The sequence below is a fragment of the Streptomyces flaveolus genome (genome assembly GCF_000716535.1).
Classification (GTDB): Bacteria; Actinomycetota; Actinomycetes; order Streptomycetales; family Streptomycetaceae; genus Streptomyces; species Streptomyces flaveolus_A.
In genome coordinates this window covers 16,850-30,554 of the sequence record NZ_JNWV01000068.1, presented here as the reverse complement: position 1 = coordinate 30,554, position 13,705 = coordinate 16,850, and the positions used below count along the sequence as shown (strand labels likewise).

Below are 13,705 nucleotides of genomic sequence, written 5' to 3'. Positions count from 1 at the left end.
TGCCGGTGGTGCTCAGCGCGACTTTCGTGCAACTCCTCAACGTCACTGTCGCCCAGGTCGCCGCGCCGGCGATCCAGGCCAGCCTGGGCGCCGGTCCGGCCTGAGAAAGAGACTCAGTCGCCCGTTGCCCCGTCGGTCCGCTCCCGCAGGAAGTCGGCGTGGCCGTTGTGGCGGGCGTACTCCTGGATCATCAACACGTAGACCCAGCGCAGACTGAGGGAAACTCCGCGAGAGGACACGAAGGTCTCGTCGAGGTCATGCCCGGCCGCCGCCGCGTCGCACGCTTTGACCTCGGTCCGGAACAGCCCGAAGTCTCTCTCCGCATCGGCTGCGTGAACTCCGTCGAGTCCCTCATTGCCATCTGACGGGCCGGTGAAGACATCGCCGATAGCCTCGCCTGCGAAGCTTCGCCGGAACCACCATCGCTCTACCTCCGCCATGTGCCGGACCAAGCCAAGGAGGGTGAGGTTCGACGGCTCTACGGTCGTCCGTGCCAGTTGGGCCGGCTCAAGCCCGGCACACTTGGCCAACAACGTTTCCCGGTGCCAGCTCAGCCAACCCTCCAACATCTGACGCTCAGTTACGGTACCCAGGTCGCCTAGCTGCTTGGTGCGCTCGACCGGTGGTGCTGTCCATGTCATGGATCCACCCTGCACCGCCATCTTGGAGGGTTCAAGCAGGCAAAATGGCAGCGCGGCCAAGCCGTCCTGTGCGATTACTCAGCGTAGAGAACTCCGTGATCACGTGGACCTGTGGCCGTTCCGGTGCCCCCGCGCCTCCCAGGCACCTATTGCCGGTCGGTCTAACGTGCGCGCACCGTGGCGTCTCACGCTGCTACTACCTGGAGACCGTGCTCCGGCACGCGACGAAACCCGATGCCGAGTGCCTCAAGCACGTAACCGCAGACCATCTGCGCGACTGGTACCGAGAGAAGGACCTGCTGCCCGACGGCCTGGAAACCATCATCGACGCGGCAAGCACCCTAGACGACACCATCCAGCAGATCCTGAGCTAGAGCGGCCTGAATCGGATGTTTCCGACCGATCGTTGACGCCCCTCCGGGCGCCGGATGGCATAGCAGGAGCGGCCCGGATCCCAGGATCTACACGCACTCCAGTGCGATGCCACCGCCTCCGAAGCAGCGAAGGACCCCGGGCCGCCCAGCGAGCCCAGGGTCCTTCCTACTTGCCTTACACGGCCGCCAGTTCGGGGGAGGCGGCACGGCCTGGCGCTGGTTATGTACGCGACCGCCGAGGTCGTTTCGACGTGAGACTGGACGTCGCACGCTCACGCGAATACCCGATGTACGTGACTTCGGGAGTCACCCGACGTCGGCATGGGCGCTCGGGGCGGCGGCCATCTACTCGTAGCGGGGAGCGCCGCACAACACGGTGACTGTGCCGCTCGCACGGGCCGCCGTGGAGGTGTGATGGGTGACGGCCGTGGGGGCGCTCTCGACGGGGATGAAGCGGGCGGCCCGGTCGGCACGCCGGCGACGACCGGCTACGTGCCGGGACCGTCCCAAGTCGTAGTTGCAGGTGGCCTTGGTGCCCGCGCCGGCACTGTTGAGGCATCCCCCGTTCGGTAGGGCCGCCAACTCGCACCGTCCCACAGGTAGTTGGTCCAGTAGACGACGGCTAAGTAACCGTCCGACGCCGTGTCCTCGGCGGTGAACTTGTCACCGTACTTCACGAAACACCCCTCCGCGCCGCTCACTGTGGCGCAGACCTGGCCGGCGGCGGGACTCGCCGCGGGCGCCGTAGCCGGCAGGGGGACCGTGATCGCCGAGGTCTTCGAGACGCCGGCGGGAGATGGGCCGGCCGAGGCTCCGGAGGCCAGGGCGGGGACCGAAGAGATGGCGCAGACGACGAGGCCAAGCGCGGTGAGAGAGCGCTTCATGACACAACTCCTTGACGTGTAGTCGTGCAGTGGCTGCGGAGCGGACGCGGGAATTCGCTGTGCGTCACCTGGACAGGACGGGCTCACCGTTACGAAGGAGGTCGTACCCCGGCTCGGTACGGCCCCATCGTGCGCTTCCCGCGAGTTGCCGTTCGACGTCCTTCGGTCGGAACCGAATAACGACATTTCGACTCGGGCGTTCAAGGGCCTGTCCTTTGTCCAGGCCGGAATCCATCTGGACCGAACACCCGGCACAGCGGAAAGATCAGAACTGTGCCGGGCCGCGTCAGGGGAAAGCATGGTCTTTCGCATTCACTTCACAACCGAGGACCTGGCGCGCACGAAGGTGGCCGACGCACCCATGCCGCTTCTGGAGCTGAAGCAGGCTGCGAGGGCCCTGCAACGTACCGACCAGCCGGCCCGGCTGAGCGGCTGGCGCCGGCATGCACGCGCACGCCTGTCCGCCGAGGCGCGTCTGGCCCTCGACTTCATTCCGCCGGTGGGCTGGTCACCGACCTTCATCGGCCCGCCGCGGGCGGACGGGCCGGCAGAGCTCATCGAGCAGGTGCGCGCGACATCGCCCGGTCAGATCCGGAAAGCGCTGACCACGATACTTCCCACTACGGAAGCCCCGTCGGCGACGCGTCACCTGACCGACCCGGATTTCCTCGGCCGCCTTTGCGATGGTCTCAGCGCCCTCTACGACGTCCTCCTCGCTCCCTACTGGCCGGCGATGGCCGACGCCTTCACGGCCGACCGGTCGGTGCGCGTACGGCAATCGAGATCGTCCCGGGCGACATCCACGCCCATGCCGCGACGCTCAGCGGCGGCAACCAGCAGAAGGTCGTCCTCGGCAAAACCTTCGCCTCTGACCTCGACGTCCTCGTCATCGACCAGCCCACCGCCGGCGTGGATATCGGCACCAAGGCTCAAATCCACAGACCTCTGCGCGAACGCGCAGACGCCGGCGCAGCCGTCCTCGTCGTCTCGGACGATCTGGAGGAGCTGTATGCACTCGGCGACCGCTTCCTCATCCTGCGCCATGGGCAAACCGTCTGGGAGGGCACCAGCGCCGACGTCAGCCACAAGCAGCTGGTACAGCTCATCTCGTCAGGCTGACCGATCACGACGAGCAAAACAGAATGCAGTAAACGCCGAGGGCTCTTGGCGACTCCGCTGCCTGGTATCGCCGCCGCGACGGGCCACGGACCAGACGGGCGTACGGGTGTCGGTGCCGCGCTCGGTGCGCGCGCACCCGATGTGGGTCGAGCGGATCGAGCCGCTGCTGTTCGACCGCTGGGACGGCGCGACACCCCATGTAGTGTGAGAGCACCGTGAGCTGCTCCTTCAGGTGCTGGGTGCGGTGTGCGGCCGCACCGGTTGTGAGCGGGAGCCGGTCGAGTACGTCGACGTCGAGGTGTGCCTGGACGCTGTCCGCGCCGAGGGGCGGCTGCTTCTGGAGTGGGCGGGTGTGGAGCTGGCTCATGCGGGCGATCACCTGTCCTGGGCGTGCCCGCGCCTGACGCACTGCGAGGTCGTCGCCGGCGCGATGCGCTTGGACGGCGAGACCGCCCGGCGGCGCATCACCTGGGAGCCCGGCACGGTGCTGCGGGTGCAAGGTGTTCCCCGCACCGCCCTCGCAGGGGAACCTGCCGATGCCTGCGAGGTGGTGGCCGTCAGCACGGACGATCCCACCGATGCGGTGCGCCGTCAGGGCTGGCGGCTGCTGGGACTGAGGTACGGCGACGACGTCCCGCCGCCCCCGGCCGACGCAGCCGAAGGACGTCTTTGCCCCATCCCCGGCGAGTGGCCGCAGGGCCTGTACGAGGTACCCGCGGACTACCCCGGTGAGCACCTCGCCGACTTTCTGCACGTGGACGAGAAGGCCGGCAGTATCTACGTCGCCAGCCAGGAACCGGCCCGCATCACCGAGTACGTCCTGCCGCTGACCGGCGAACGGCGGGCGGCGCTTCAGGCAGACGCGCAGGCTTACGGCCGGGAGGCGGCCGCCTACGCAGTCGTCGGCGCGAACCAGGGGGCGGCCGCCGCGCTTGCCGGCACCGATTTCACCCCGCACCGCCTGTACCGGATGCTGCGCATCCTCGCGGTCCGCGACGCTGCCGACGCCGCCGCCCTGACCGGCCGCTCACCCGCCGACTGGGCCGAGGCCGGATGGAACCTCGACCCGCTGGGGTCCGACCTGGCCGGCCAGCCGTTCACCGCGACCGCTGACCCGGCCCGCTGCTGGACGGCCGCCGAGGCAGCCCATCTCGCCGATGCCCACATCGGCGCCGCGCGGGCCTATGAGCTGCGCGCCGACGGCGACCGCGTCCGCACCGTGCAGGATGTGATCGGCCAGGACACGGTTGCCGTAACGGAGGCGGGCCGCACGGCACTTGAGTTGCTGGCCGCTGTCACCGAGGCGGTCCCCGACGACCTCGCCGAAGCGCTGGGGAGGGCACGCACCCACACCATCGCACCTCTGGACGAGTGGAAGGACGACCACCGCAGTCCGTTCGGTCCGCAGGGCAGCGGGGTCTGGGTACGCCTGGCCCGGCACGACTTCCGTCTGGGGGACGGCTCGACGTGCTCGCTGTGGGAGGTCGGCGACGGCTGGTGGGACTACGGTGCGGACGCCGACGCCGGTGAGACAACCACCGCCTACCTGTCCGCCGCCGGGGCCCGGACCGCCTGGCGCGAGGCCCGGGAAGCGCACCGCCGGCCCGCACCGCCGGCCCCGGAACGGGACCTGGAACTGCCTTGCCTCGGTCAGGGCGTACGGCACTGTGACAACTGCGGCTCGACCACCATCACGCCCAACGCGTTCCTGGAACTGGGCTGGATGCAGGCCGGCCTGGGACTGGCATGCGGCCCACGCTGCTACGACGCCATGAGCGACGCCCCCGGCCGCCACGCCCAGCGGCACCACCGCGCCTGGACCGACCAATGACATCCACTGCGGCGACCGGCTGAGCGGCCGGGCCCGGGCGCCGCAGGGCCTGGCAGGCCGGCGGTCCAGGGCGTTGTGGTGAGCAGTGCCGGTCTGAGGCGGTCACGCCGACGTCGCGTCGGCGGCGCAGCAGCCGTAGACGCGCGGCGCCGGGGAAGCGGGGCCAAGAGCTGCACGGCGGCCGCGGCCCGGCGCTGATTCCAACTTCGCGGCTCGGGCCCTGCGGTTCGCTCGGCTGCTTATGGGTAGTCCTCCTTCCTTGCCTCGTCGATGGCCTGCTGGGCCTCGTCCAGAGTAATGGCGTGCTGGTCGCCGGGCTGGGCGATGATGATCCGCGGGTTGTTCTCGTCGGTCCAGTCGACGTCGTAGCGACGCTGCTCGGTCATGGTGTTCCCACCTCCTCGTCGGTGCTGTCGTCCTGCACGATGGCGAGCAGGGCCCTCAGCTTGTCCGTGGACAGTCCTGCCTGCTCGTCGTGCCGGATCTCGATCCCGGGGTCAGGCCAGGGCGTTGCGCAGGTAGGCGGGCAGTGCCTGGCAGATGGCCGGATCCGCTTTCCAGCCGGGGTCTGCGAGCTGGCCGGGAGTGACGACGTGCTGGCTGCCGTCGTCGGTGCGGACGACGACGCGGAACGTCTCACGCTGGGTGGAGCGTCCGGCGAGGTACGCGGCGAGGACGGTCCGGCCCAGTTCGGCAGGGTCCGCGCCGGTGGTCGCGCGGCCGAAGTCCTTGCAGATCCACACGCGGCTGAACCGCTTGTGCATCAGGATCTCCCACCGCACGCAAGCGGGAATGTTTTCGCGCAACACAAACCTGATCATGCCCATACGGGCCGGCCTCACCAACCGCTACCTGCGGGTCCTGGCCGGAAAGCGCGCCCCAAGCACCCGCCTCGGCCGGCGCGATCATCGAGACCGGGACCGAGTCATACCGCCTCGCCCACACCAAGGCACAGCAGCAGCTCAAGGCTGTCTGGTCCCGATCCGCTGACGTCAGCCGATCGGGGTCTCGAAGGTCTGCACGTCGGTCCGGTATGCATCCTGACTGGGCCGAGCGGGGTTGATCAGGACCACGAAGTCCGGCAGGGCCCCTGGAACGGGCCGCCCGTCCTCGTCCTGGCTTCCAGGTTCGGCCTGCCAGTCGATCAAATGGACGATCACAGCATGGCGGCCCTCGGGCACGGGGCACTCGATCACGCCGTCCGCGCCGTCTGCGCTGATGTCTTCAATGCCGCCCACGAGTGCACGACCGCGGGAAACGAAGAGGTAGGGCTGGGAGGCCACCAGTTGGTGGGCTGTCTCGCGCTCGGTCAACCGGGCCGGCGCGTCGGCAGTGCCCGAGCGGACCAGAACCCCGAAAGCGCCGTCTCCGCCGACGTTGAGCGGAACCAAAGCACCTTCCTGGATATGGAGGACGACGTCCTCGTCCTCCAGGAGCTCTGCCTCCCAAGTGTCGTAGTCGACTACGGCCTCGAACCGCTTCGGGTCCCACAAGACGAGCATTCCGGCGTCCGTGGCCACCGTCGCCGGAGCCTCATCACGGGGCTGAGCAGTCACTCGCTCCTCCAGACATCTCAGTGGCCGCATCCGATCCAGCTGATTCTCCCAGCCCGCGCCCGCCGCGGACCTGGCGGCCCCGCGTCACGCCAACACCTGGGACCACTTCAAGCCGCCACAACCGCCGGATCCGGCGTGAACTGGGGCCACTTCGGACCCCCCTGCCGGGGCCGACTCAAACCGTCACGGCCACGAGGCCATGCGCATCGACGATGACACCGTCAAGGCGGTGCCCGGCTCGCTGGGGGACTGTCCGTCCTGTCAGCGGAACACCTGAGCGCCGTAACAGCCGGTTTATGTCCACGTGGTGCTGAACAGTGCGTATTCGAGTAGGTCGGGGGAGGCGCCGGACGGCCAGCCGTCCGTTGCCGCCGCCTGGCGGGCGGCCGCCTCCATGAAGGAGAGGTAGACCCCGTAACGGTGGGGAGACCAGTCCGCATCCCTCCACACCCAGGCGGCGACCGAGCCGTCGGGGTCGTGGCCCGTCTCCCTGCCGACCACCTGGACCAGGATCCGCAGGCGCTGCGCCAGGCGTTGATCCAGAATGAGGGGCTCGGGGCCCTTCGCCGGCTGCACCGTCTTGCCGGCGAAGTACAGGAACTTGGTGAAGAACGACGGTCCGAACCAGACGACCCGGCCCCGCAGCGCTGCGTAGGCCGCTTGTGCGCCGTGCTCGCTCAGCGCGGTTACCGCGCCAGCCAGCGCCGCATCCAGCCCCTCGGCGGCCAGAATCAGGTGCAGGGTGGCCGGTCCGCTGCCCTTGAGAGAACCGCTCTTTCCCTTCCCCCACACGTAGGTGGCGACCAGAGCCTCCCGGAATGCCTCGCGCCGCAACGCGTCCGCGACCATCGATGCCACCTCGGCCCGGCTGATCCCGGCATCACCGCTGCGGGAAAGCGGAGCCAGTGCCGCCGGCCAGGGCCTGATCTGCCCCCACCGGCTGGGGGCGTAGAGGACGGTGTGCGCGCCAGGCGTAGTGTCCGCGCATCTCGCCGCGTTATCGCTCCACCAGATGCCCAGTGCCCGAAGAGCGGCATCGGGCAGCAGGCGCGCGGCCATCTCCTGGTAACCGCACCGGCCCCGGCCGCTGAAGGGAAACCGCACCACCGTGTTCTCGCAAACTCCCGTCTACGACCGCCTCGTCGCCGAACGCGGCGACATCCCCGTCCAGGTCCGCGGCGAAGCCGACCGGATACACCGCGATCTGGCACAGGTACTGCGCCAGACGTCCACCCCCCAGCTGAACACTCCGCAGAGCGTCTTCGAGCCGAAGCAGCCTCCCAGCGCCCTGTAAGAACTTAAGGGTTCCACTCAGGGAACCGGCGGCGTCGGAACGTATCCCGCACGCTGAGCCAGCGGCCTGGGGGCGGCTGGCGAGCCTCAGAGCAGCAGACGGGTGATGGTGCTGCGCGAGACGCGCGTCGTGGCGGGCGCCGCAGGGCCTGGCCTGCCGCCGGCCGCGGGCGCGGCGGTCCGCGATGCGACCGAGGCCACCACGACCGCGCCCCGGCTGAGCGGGTCCAGGCGCAGCTGGCCGTGCACACCGGCCGGATCACCGACGCTGGCGGTGTCGCCGCAATCCTGCGTCCCCGCACACGGACCACGAGCCCCGGCAGCTCGACCGTCCCGCCCGTCCCACGGGAGACCGACCGCTTTCCCTGTTGGATGAGCCGCAGTTGGTGGCAGCCTCCGTACATGCCGGACACGGACGCCATACGGCACAGTCAGACGAAGGGCGAGGGCGATGCCCTGGAACCCGGCCCGCCCACACCACGCCTGTACTCGCTGACGACGCGCTACACCGATCAGTTCCTCGACGGACAGGACGGCCCGGACCTGCTGTGCGACGACGCGATCGCCGCTCTGCACTTCGCTCTGACCGTCAGCAGTTCCAGCCCGCTGGCCATCACCTGCAGCGCTACCGCCGACGGCCGCACCTGGACACGACTGCCGCTGCACGTCCTGCGCGCGGACGCGGTAAACGCCCTGCGGCAGGACGTGAAGCCTCCCATGTACGCCGTCGCGTTCAACAACCCCCGCACGACGCCCAACCGCCCTCGGCCTGGCCGGATGACGGCGGACTCTGCTCATGGCGCGCGAGCCCGGAGGAAGCTCAGAAGTGGTCAGGCCATACCCGTAGGGGTTCAGACCTCAAGCCGAAGGCCGCCCTGATTGCCTGGGCGGCCTTCGCGCTGTCTTGGACCTCAACGCGGCAGTGGGCCTGTCCGCGGGTGCAAGCCACGCTGTGAGGGGCGGGGATGCGCCCACGGCCCGTGATGCCCAGGTGGCCGCGCGGCCCAGCATGAGGCAGGTTGCCCCGGTCAGCAGTGCCCAGATGGCGCGGGCGGTCCATTTCGCGGTGGGGTCGGTGCTGTCGAAGTCGCGGTGCAGGCGGGACCAGAGCCCGAGCCAGCGGCGGTGCAGCCAGGACGTCACCGGGCCAGTGTGCCGACCCGTCATCCCGTCTCTCGACAGGGGCGCAGTTGCCCGAACCGGGCCGGTCAGCGTACGCGTCCCAGATGGATGACACTGACGCGGACCTGCTGATCGCTGATCTCGTACATCACGCGGTAGCGGGCCAAGCAGGTCGGCAATGCCGAAGGCGCCGTCGGGACGGGGATTGTCGCCGAGGCGGTCGACAGCGGTGAACACTGCCGTAACCCGTCGGAGTCGTCCTTGGCGAACCGCTCCGCCTGGGCGAGGGCCTCGGGCTGCCAGATGACCTCGTACCTCACGCTTCAGTACCGCCGAACACGCGCCTGTATGCCGCGTCGTGGGAGACGCCGGTGTCCTCGCCGCGGGCCTGGCGGGCGCGGTAGGCGGCCAGCGCCCGCAGCTCCTGCGGTTCCAGGGCGTCGGCGGGGCTGACCAGTATGGCGACGGTCTGGCCGTGGTCGGTGATGGCGACCGGTTCGCGGGTGGCGCTGACCTCGCGGACGATGGCGCCCAGGCGGGCGCGGGCCTCCACGATCGAGTAGGTCGTCTACGTCATGCACACGGAATCATGCAGCCCACGGGCAGTCGCACTAGATGCGCATGCCGGTCAGCCAGTGGGCAGGCCGATCTGGTCGCGTTCGAGCACGGAGCGCAGCTCCGAGAGGATCTGTACGACGGCCAGTCCTGAGGGGCCGCCGAGGACGTCTGCGGTCAGCTCGGCCAGTGTTGTGGTGAAGGTCGCCTCCGCCGCCTCGGCGAGTTGCAGGCCTCCGGTGGTCAGGTCCAGCAGTGATGAGCGGCGATCAGATGGGTTGGTCCGCCGTATGACCCATGCCTGCTTCTCCAGACGGTCGATGCCCTTGCTGGTCGCGCCGATCCCGATGGCGAATTCGGTGGCGAGGTCCGCCACCCGGGACCCGGGGTGGTAGCGCAGGAAGCGCAGGAAGTCGAACTGCGAGGTGACGATCCCGTGCCGCTCGCGAAGGCGGTCGTTCAGCGCGTTGTAGAGGCGTGTCTCGCAGCGGACGAGATCGGCGAAGAAGCCCGGGAGGTCGATCGGGTCGCCGCCCGCGACGCGGGCCTGCCCATGCCCGCCGCGATCGTGGTGTTCTCCCCCGGACTCGACGGACGGACAGGCGAGAGCATGGACACCAAGGCGGGCATCGACCCGTTCTTCACGCGTGAGGGTCTGGAACACACCGGAGCCATGTACCGCGCGGGCCAGCACCCCTACCAGCCAATGCTCAGCCCCGCCACCCTCGCCGACCTGACCGGCTTCCCCCCGATGCTTCTGCAGGCGGGCACCAACGAAATCCTCCTGGACGACTCCACACGCATGGCCACGCGCGCCCGGGACGCCGGAGTGGACGTCATCCTGGACATCACCGCTGACGTTCCTCATGTCTTCCAGGCGTTCGCTGGCGTCCTGGACGAAGCCGACGAGGCACTCGACCGGGCCGCTCTCTTTCTCAGCCAGCACATCCGCACCAGGGACACGGAACGCACGTCGGCAGGCTGAAGCCCGCAGACGGTCTCATGCGGACCACGGTCCACGCCCCGGGACCTGGCTCGACGTTTCTATTCCTGGCGGCCGGCGCCCCACCTCGCGGGTCCACGCTCTCCCAGAGAAGATCGATCTCAATCAGGCGCAGATCGTGGAACGGCTCACCCAGCTGATCGGGCGGAACCCAGACGCCCGCTGATCCTCGTACGGCTGTGGCCTGCAGGGACGGCTCCGGCAGCCACCCATCGTGGTCTTCAGCGCCGGGCGTCTTCCGGTGTGAGCAGGCTGGTGATCTCGGCAATGGTCTCCGCCGGAATTTGGCTCCCGCAGCGGGGATGCTTGCCATGCCGTCGTCATGCTGGTCCTCCACGCCGCCCTGCCGTCACGCAGAACGCGCCGGCGGCCGGCGGCGGCAGTACCAGCCGTACTCCCGGGCGACGTCTCCGTCCAGGTGCCGCCCCGGTGAGGCAGCCGACTCGCGGCAGCCGCACCAGGAGCGGACACGTCAGTCGCGGGAACGTCCCATCGCACACACATCACTCCAGCGAGTGATTCTCACTTTTTGTGCCTGTCGTCACAATCAAGACCACACAATCGATCTTCTGCGCACCATGCGCAACGCCCCCGTAATGGAGCCTGGATGAAGAAGCTTTGGCTTTGGCCTGCTCTGGTTGTCGCATCAATGGGCTCCGGTCCTGCTGTCCGCCAGCCTGGCGGATGCGGCCCCACCCGCAAAGTACGCCCGGCACAATGACGCGGCGGCTCAGTTCCGCAAGGCAGGCGTCTCCTGGACGTCGAGCAAGAACTGTGCCAACTGGAACAAGAGGGGATGCACCTCTTTCACCAACATCAACAAGGCGACAGGGTCAGGTGTGATCGCCTTCAAGAAGCTCAGCGGGTGCCGGGTGATCATCACTGCCGGAACCGAGGTCGGCCACACCCCGGGCAGGTACTCCCACCGCAGCGGCCACAAGGTGGACACGTCCGTGCAAGACGGATGCCTGGACCGATACATTCCCAACTACTTCAAGCGAGCTGGCGCTCGCAGAGACGGCACGAAGCTCTACAAGTCGTCGGCTGGCAACGTGTACGCCCGCGAGAAGAGCCACTGGGACGTCCTCTACTACAACGGCCGCGCCTGACCAAGGACCCACGGGCAGATGCGCGCTCCCCTTGCTGATGTCAGGTTGTGGGTGGGTGAATTGGACGCTGTGCATGAGCGGTTCGTGCACCGTTTCAGCAGGTCGGAGCCGCGGGAGTCGGCGCTTGCCTATATGCGGGGTCTGATCGCTCCGCTGCAGCGGAGCGAGCGACGGCGTAGCCGCCCACGCACTCGACCGTGGCACCGCCGACCGACTGTGGGAGTACGCCCGGAGCCGGCTCTGACCGGCGCCGGCCTCCCGGGACTTCTCCAGGTGGCCGCACAGGGGCAGGGCGGACCGGACCGAAGAACGGCCCCGGCGGACAGATGCCGCGCCGGGGCGTCGCCCGCGGTGCGCTGTCCACGGGATCACGCAGTTCAAGGGCCCGTCCTGGCGCGCTCATGGGACGGGATCCGTCTGCTCGGTGCGGTGCGCCGACGGGCCGCAGCCCGGGCACGCGTGGGGCGTGACCGGGCTGCGTGGCTGGGCTCCGTGATGGCCCTGTCGTCAGGCGGCGAGGGTCTGGTGGAGGGCGTCGAGGCCGTCGCGGTAGATGCCGGTGAACAGGTCGACGACCTCGTCCTCGGTGGCGCCGTCCGGGTTGAAGCGGCCGGACCACTGGACCTCGGCGGCGTTCTCCTGGCCAGGGATGGGGTGGACGCGGATGGTGGAGACGTAGCCGTTGACGGGGAAGGGGGCCTGGAGGATGGCGTAGCTGTAATGGCGTTCGGTCTCGTTGAAGTCGACGAGGCGTTCGATGATGACCTCGCCCTCGGGGTTCTTCAGCCGGCGTATTCGGCCGCCTTCGAGCGCGGTGCTCTCGGGGATGTAGGGGAGCCAGTCGGGCAGGGAGCCGAAGCCGCCTATGAGGCTCCAGACCTTCTCGGGCGAGGCGGGCACTGTGCGGCTGACGGAAGTCGATGCCATGGTCTTGCTCCTGGGTCTTGCTGTGTGTGGGGAAGGTGTGGGGTGCTGGGGGTCAGGCGGCGTCGGGCAGCGGGGCGGCGGGGCTGACCAGGCCGGCGGCGCGCAGGTCGTGCCAGAACGCGGCCGGGATGTTCTCGTTCAGGGCGGCGATGTCCTCGGCGATGCGGCTGGGCCGGGTGGCGCCGGGGATGACGGCAGCGGCCACGGGGTGGGCGAGGGAGAACTGCAGGGCGGCGGCCTTGATGCTGATGCCGTGCTCGCCGGCGAGGGCCTTGAGCCTGCCGACGCGCTCGATGATCTCCGGCGGGGCCTGCTGGTACTCGAAGTGGCTGCCGCCGGCGAGGATGCCGGAGCTGTAGGGGCCGCCGACGACCATGTCGACGTTCTGTTCCTGGGCCATGGGCAGCAGCCGCTGCAAGGCGTGTTCGTGGTCGAGGAGGGTGTAGCGGCCGGCGAGGAGGAAGCCGTCGGGACGGGGCTCGTCCAGGGCCAGGGTCAGCTCGATGGGCTCGGTCTTGTTGACACCAAGGCCCCAGGCCTTGATGACGCCCTCGTCGCGCAGGCGGGACAGGACACGGAAGGCTCCGGTACGGGCCTCCTCGAACTTCTGCAGCCAGGCGTCGCCGTGGAAGTCCTGGGCGATGTCGTGGACCCAGACGATGTCGAGCCGGTCGACACCGAGGCGCTTGAGGCTGCCCTCGATGGAGCGCTCGGTGGCCTCGGCGGTCCACTTGTGGAGGATCTTGTTGGGGTTGCCGTGCTCGAAGAGGCCACCCTTCTCGCCGAAGTCGGGGACGTCGGTCTCGATCTCGTCCATGATGACCCGGCCGACCTTGGTCGACAGCACGTACGCGTCGCGCGGCTTGGTGGACAGGACCTGGCCCAGGCGCTCCTCGGCCAGGCCGGCGCCGTAGAAGGGGGCGGTGTCGTAGTAGCGGATGCCCTGGTCCCAGGCGGCCTCGACGGTGGCGCGGGCCTCCTCGTCGGGGATCGCGCGGAACATGTTGCCCAGCGGGGCGGTGCCGAAGCCGAGCCGGCCGGGAAGGAGGCTCTTCAGTGACATGGTGGTGCCCTTTCGATCAATTTTCTCCACGCCGGGGGTATCCCTGACGCGGGCAGGTGAGCCGTTGTCGGTGGACAGGCGCCTCGCGGGCTACCGGCTCTGCCGTGGGGCCGCGGCACTCGGTGCACGGCGGCGCCCTGCGAGGCCGAACGCACGCCCGAGATGGTTGCAGACGCGCTTTGTTGTCAACGACGATAGTTGCAGACGCGGGGTAATGCAAGGAGTGCT

The 13,705-nt window shown here is 69.0% G+C and carries 17 protein-coding genes and 1 pseudogene; 7 read left to right on the top strand and 11 right to left on the bottom strand.

Translation table 11 applies throughout. The features are described from left to right. Nucleotides 1-113 precede the first annotated feature (113 nt). Nucleotides 114-641, bottom strand: coding sequence for a DinB family protein (locus OO52_RS43345; protein ID WP_030657624.1), 528 nt, complete (start codon nt 639-641; stop codon nt 114-116). A 209-nt stretch (nt 642-850) separates the two neighbouring features. On the opposite strand from OO52_RS43345, the gene OO52_RS43340 reads away from it, so the two are divergent. Beyond that, a complete protein-coding gene (locus OO52_RS43340; RefSeq protein ID WP_420711468.1) occupies nt 851-1,015 on the top strand; it encodes a hypothetical protein in 165 nt (54 codons plus the stop codon). Nucleotides 1,016-2,619: 1,604 nt separating this feature from the next. Here OO52_RS43340 and OO52_RS51895 read toward each other — a convergent pair. Continuing rightward, on the bottom strand, nt 2,620-2,943 hold the full coding sequence (locus OO52_RS51895; protein ID WP_030940681.1) for a hypothetical protein: 324 nt from the start codon (nt 2,941-2,943) through the stop codon (nt 2,620-2,622). Between the two features lie 319 nt (nt 2,944-3,262). Between OO52_RS51895 and OO52_RS43325 the strand changes: the two genes are divergently transcribed. Then, nucleotides 3,263-4,849, top strand: coding sequence for a hypothetical protein (locus tag OO52_RS43325; protein ID WP_037671402.1), 1,587 nt, complete (start codon nt 3,263-3,265; stop codon nt 4,847-4,849). Between the two features lie 239 nt (nt 4,850-5,088). Here the strand turns inward: OO52_RS43325 and OO52_RS51245 are convergent, their stop codons facing one another. The 4 genes from OO52_RS51245 to OO52_RS43310 form a co-directional block, all read right to left on the bottom strand. Further along, nucleotides 5,089-5,235, bottom strand: coding sequence for a hypothetical protein (locus tag OO52_RS51245; RefSeq protein WP_158712646.1), 147 nt, complete (start codon nt 5,233-5,235; stop codon nt 5,089-5,091). Nucleotides 5,236-5,346: 111 nt separating this feature from the next. Continuing rightward, entirely contained in the window at nt 5,347-5,613 is a 267-nt protein-coding gene (locus OO52_RS43320; protein ID WP_030657632.1) for a hypothetical protein, read from the bottom strand. Between the two features lie 228 nt (nt 5,614-5,841). After that, nucleotides 5,842-6,405 carry a hypothetical protein gene (locus OO52_RS43315; RefSeq protein WP_031186347.1) on the bottom strand — a complete coding sequence of 188 codons (564 nt, stop codon included), beginning with the start codon at nt 6,403-6,405 and terminating at the stop codon, nt 5,842-5,844. Nucleotides 6,406-6,699: 294 nt separating this feature from the next. Further along, nucleotides 6,700-7,464 carry a hypothetical protein gene (locus OO52_RS43310; protein ID WP_030657635.1) on the bottom strand — a complete coding sequence of 255 codons (765 nt, stop codon included), beginning with the start codon at nt 7,462-7,464 and terminating at the stop codon, nt 6,700-6,702. 49 nt (nt 7,465-7,513) lie between these two features. Between OO52_RS43310 and OO52_RS43305 the strand changes: the two genes are divergently transcribed. Both OO52_RS43305 and OO52_RS43300 read left to right on the top strand, forming a co-directional pair. Next, nucleotides 7,514-7,699, top strand: coding sequence for a hypothetical protein (locus OO52_RS43305; RefSeq protein ID WP_030940675.1), 186 nt, complete (start codon nt 7,514-7,516; stop codon nt 7,697-7,699). A 401-nt stretch (nt 7,700-8,100) separates the two neighbouring features. Further along, on the top strand, nt 8,101-8,577 hold the full coding sequence (locus OO52_RS43300) for a hypothetical protein (RefSeq protein WP_030657637.1): 477 nt from the start codon (nt 8,101-8,103) through the stop codon (nt 8,575-8,577). Between the two features lie 329 nt (nt 8,578-8,906). Here OO52_RS43300 and OO52_RS43295 read toward each other — a convergent pair whose 3' ends face one another. From OO52_RS43295 to OO52_RS43285, 3 genes are all read right to left on the bottom strand, one after another. Next, entirely contained in the window at nt 8,907-9,140 is a 234-nt protein-coding gene (locus tag OO52_RS43295; RefSeq protein ID WP_030657639.1) for a hypothetical protein, read from the bottom strand. Next, the gene (locus OO52_RS43290) at nt 9,137-9,373 is read right to left on the bottom strand and encodes a type II toxin-antitoxin system Phd/YefM family antitoxin (protein ID WP_234339988.1); all 237 of its coding nucleotides are present in this window, start codon (nt 9,371-9,373) and stop codon (nt 9,137-9,139) included. The genes OO52_RS43295 and OO52_RS43290 overlap by 4 nt, the downstream gene beginning before the upstream one ends. Nucleotides 9,374-9,448: 75 nt before the next feature. Further along, nucleotides 9,449-10,039, bottom strand: a complete 591-nt coding sequence (locus tag OO52_RS43285; RefSeq protein WP_234339987.1) for a MarR family winged helix-turn-helix transcriptional regulator — start codon at nt 10,037-10,039, stop codon at nt 9,449-9,451. Between OO52_RS43285 and OO52_RS43280 the strand changes: the two genes are divergently transcribed. The 3 genes and pseudogenes from OO52_RS43280 to OO52_RS50485 all read left to right on the top strand — a co-directional run. Beyond that, nucleotides 9,929-10,360, top strand: coding sequence for an alpha/beta hydrolase fold domain-containing protein (locus OO52_RS43280; RefSeq protein WP_234339986.1), 432 nt, complete (start codon nt 9,929-9,931; stop codon nt 10,358-10,360). The genes OO52_RS43285 and OO52_RS43280 overlap by 111 nt on opposite strands. A 656-nt stretch (nt 10,361-11,016) precedes the next feature. Next, complete coding sequence (locus OO52_RS43275; RefSeq protein ID WP_234339985.1) at nt 11,017-11,487, top strand: hypothetical protein; 471 nt, start codon at nt 11,017-11,019, stop codon at nt 11,485-11,487. An 18-nt stretch (nt 11,488-11,505) separates the two neighbouring features. After that, nucleotides 11,506-11,649 (top strand): annotated as a pseudogene (locus OO52_RS50485) (IS701 family transposase); the annotation flags it as partial. Between the two features lie 345 nt (nt 11,650-11,994). On the opposite strand, the gene OO52_RS43270 reads toward OO52_RS50485, so the two are convergent. Further along, nucleotides 11,995-12,414: an SRPBCC family protein gene (locus OO52_RS43270; protein ID WP_030657647.1), complete on the bottom strand. Its 420-nt coding sequence runs from the start codon at nt 12,412-12,414 to the stop codon at nt 11,995-11,997. 52 nt (nt 12,415-12,466) lie between these two features. After that, nucleotides 12,467-13,477 carry an aldo/keto reductase gene (locus tag OO52_RS43265; protein ID WP_030657649.1) on the bottom strand — a complete coding sequence of 337 codons (1,011 nt, stop codon included), beginning with the start codon at nt 13,475-13,477 and terminating at the stop codon, nt 12,467-12,469. Between the last annotated feature and the right edge of the window lie 228 nt (nt 13,478-13,705).

What these genes read in the sequence shown, in the direction of transcription:
- OO52_RS43345 (WP_030657624.1), bottom strand. Translation starts at nt 641, where the DNA reads ATGACATGGACAGCACCACCGGTCGAGCGCACCAAGCAGCTAGGCGAC.
- OO52_RS51895 (WP_030940681.1), bottom strand. Translation starts at nt 2,943, where the DNA reads ATGGCGCAGGATGAGGAAGCGGTCGCCGAGTGCATACAGCTCCTCCAG.
- OO52_RS51245 (WP_158712646.1), bottom strand. Translation starts at nt 5,235, where the DNA reads ATGACCGAGCAGCGTCGCTACGACGTCGACTGGACCGACGAGAACAAC.
- OO52_RS43320 (WP_030657632.1), bottom strand. Translation starts at nt 5,613, where the DNA reads ATGCACAAGCGGTTCAGCCGCGTGTGGATCTGCAAGGACTTCGGCCGC.
- OO52_RS43310 (WP_030657635.1), bottom strand. Translation starts at nt 7,464, where the DNA reads ATGGCCGCGCGCCTGCTGCCCGATGCCGCTCTTCGGGCACTGGGCATC.
- OO52_RS43300 (WP_030657637.1), top strand. Translation starts at nt 8,101, where the DNA reads ATGCCGGACACGGACGCCATACGGCACAGTCAGACGAAGGGCGAGGGC.
- OO52_RS43280 (WP_234339986.1), top strand. Translation starts at nt 9,929, where the DNA reads ATGCCCGCCGCGATCGTGGTGTTCTCCCCCGGACTCGACGGACGGACA.
- OO52_RS43270 (WP_030657647.1), bottom strand. Translation starts at nt 12,414, where the DNA reads ATGGCATCGACTTCCGTCAGCCGCACAGTGCCCGCCTCGCCCGAGAAG.
- OO52_RS43265 (WP_030657649.1), bottom strand. Translation starts at nt 13,477, where the DNA reads ATGTCACTGAAGAGCCTCCTTCCCGGCCGGCTCGGCTTCGGCACCGCC.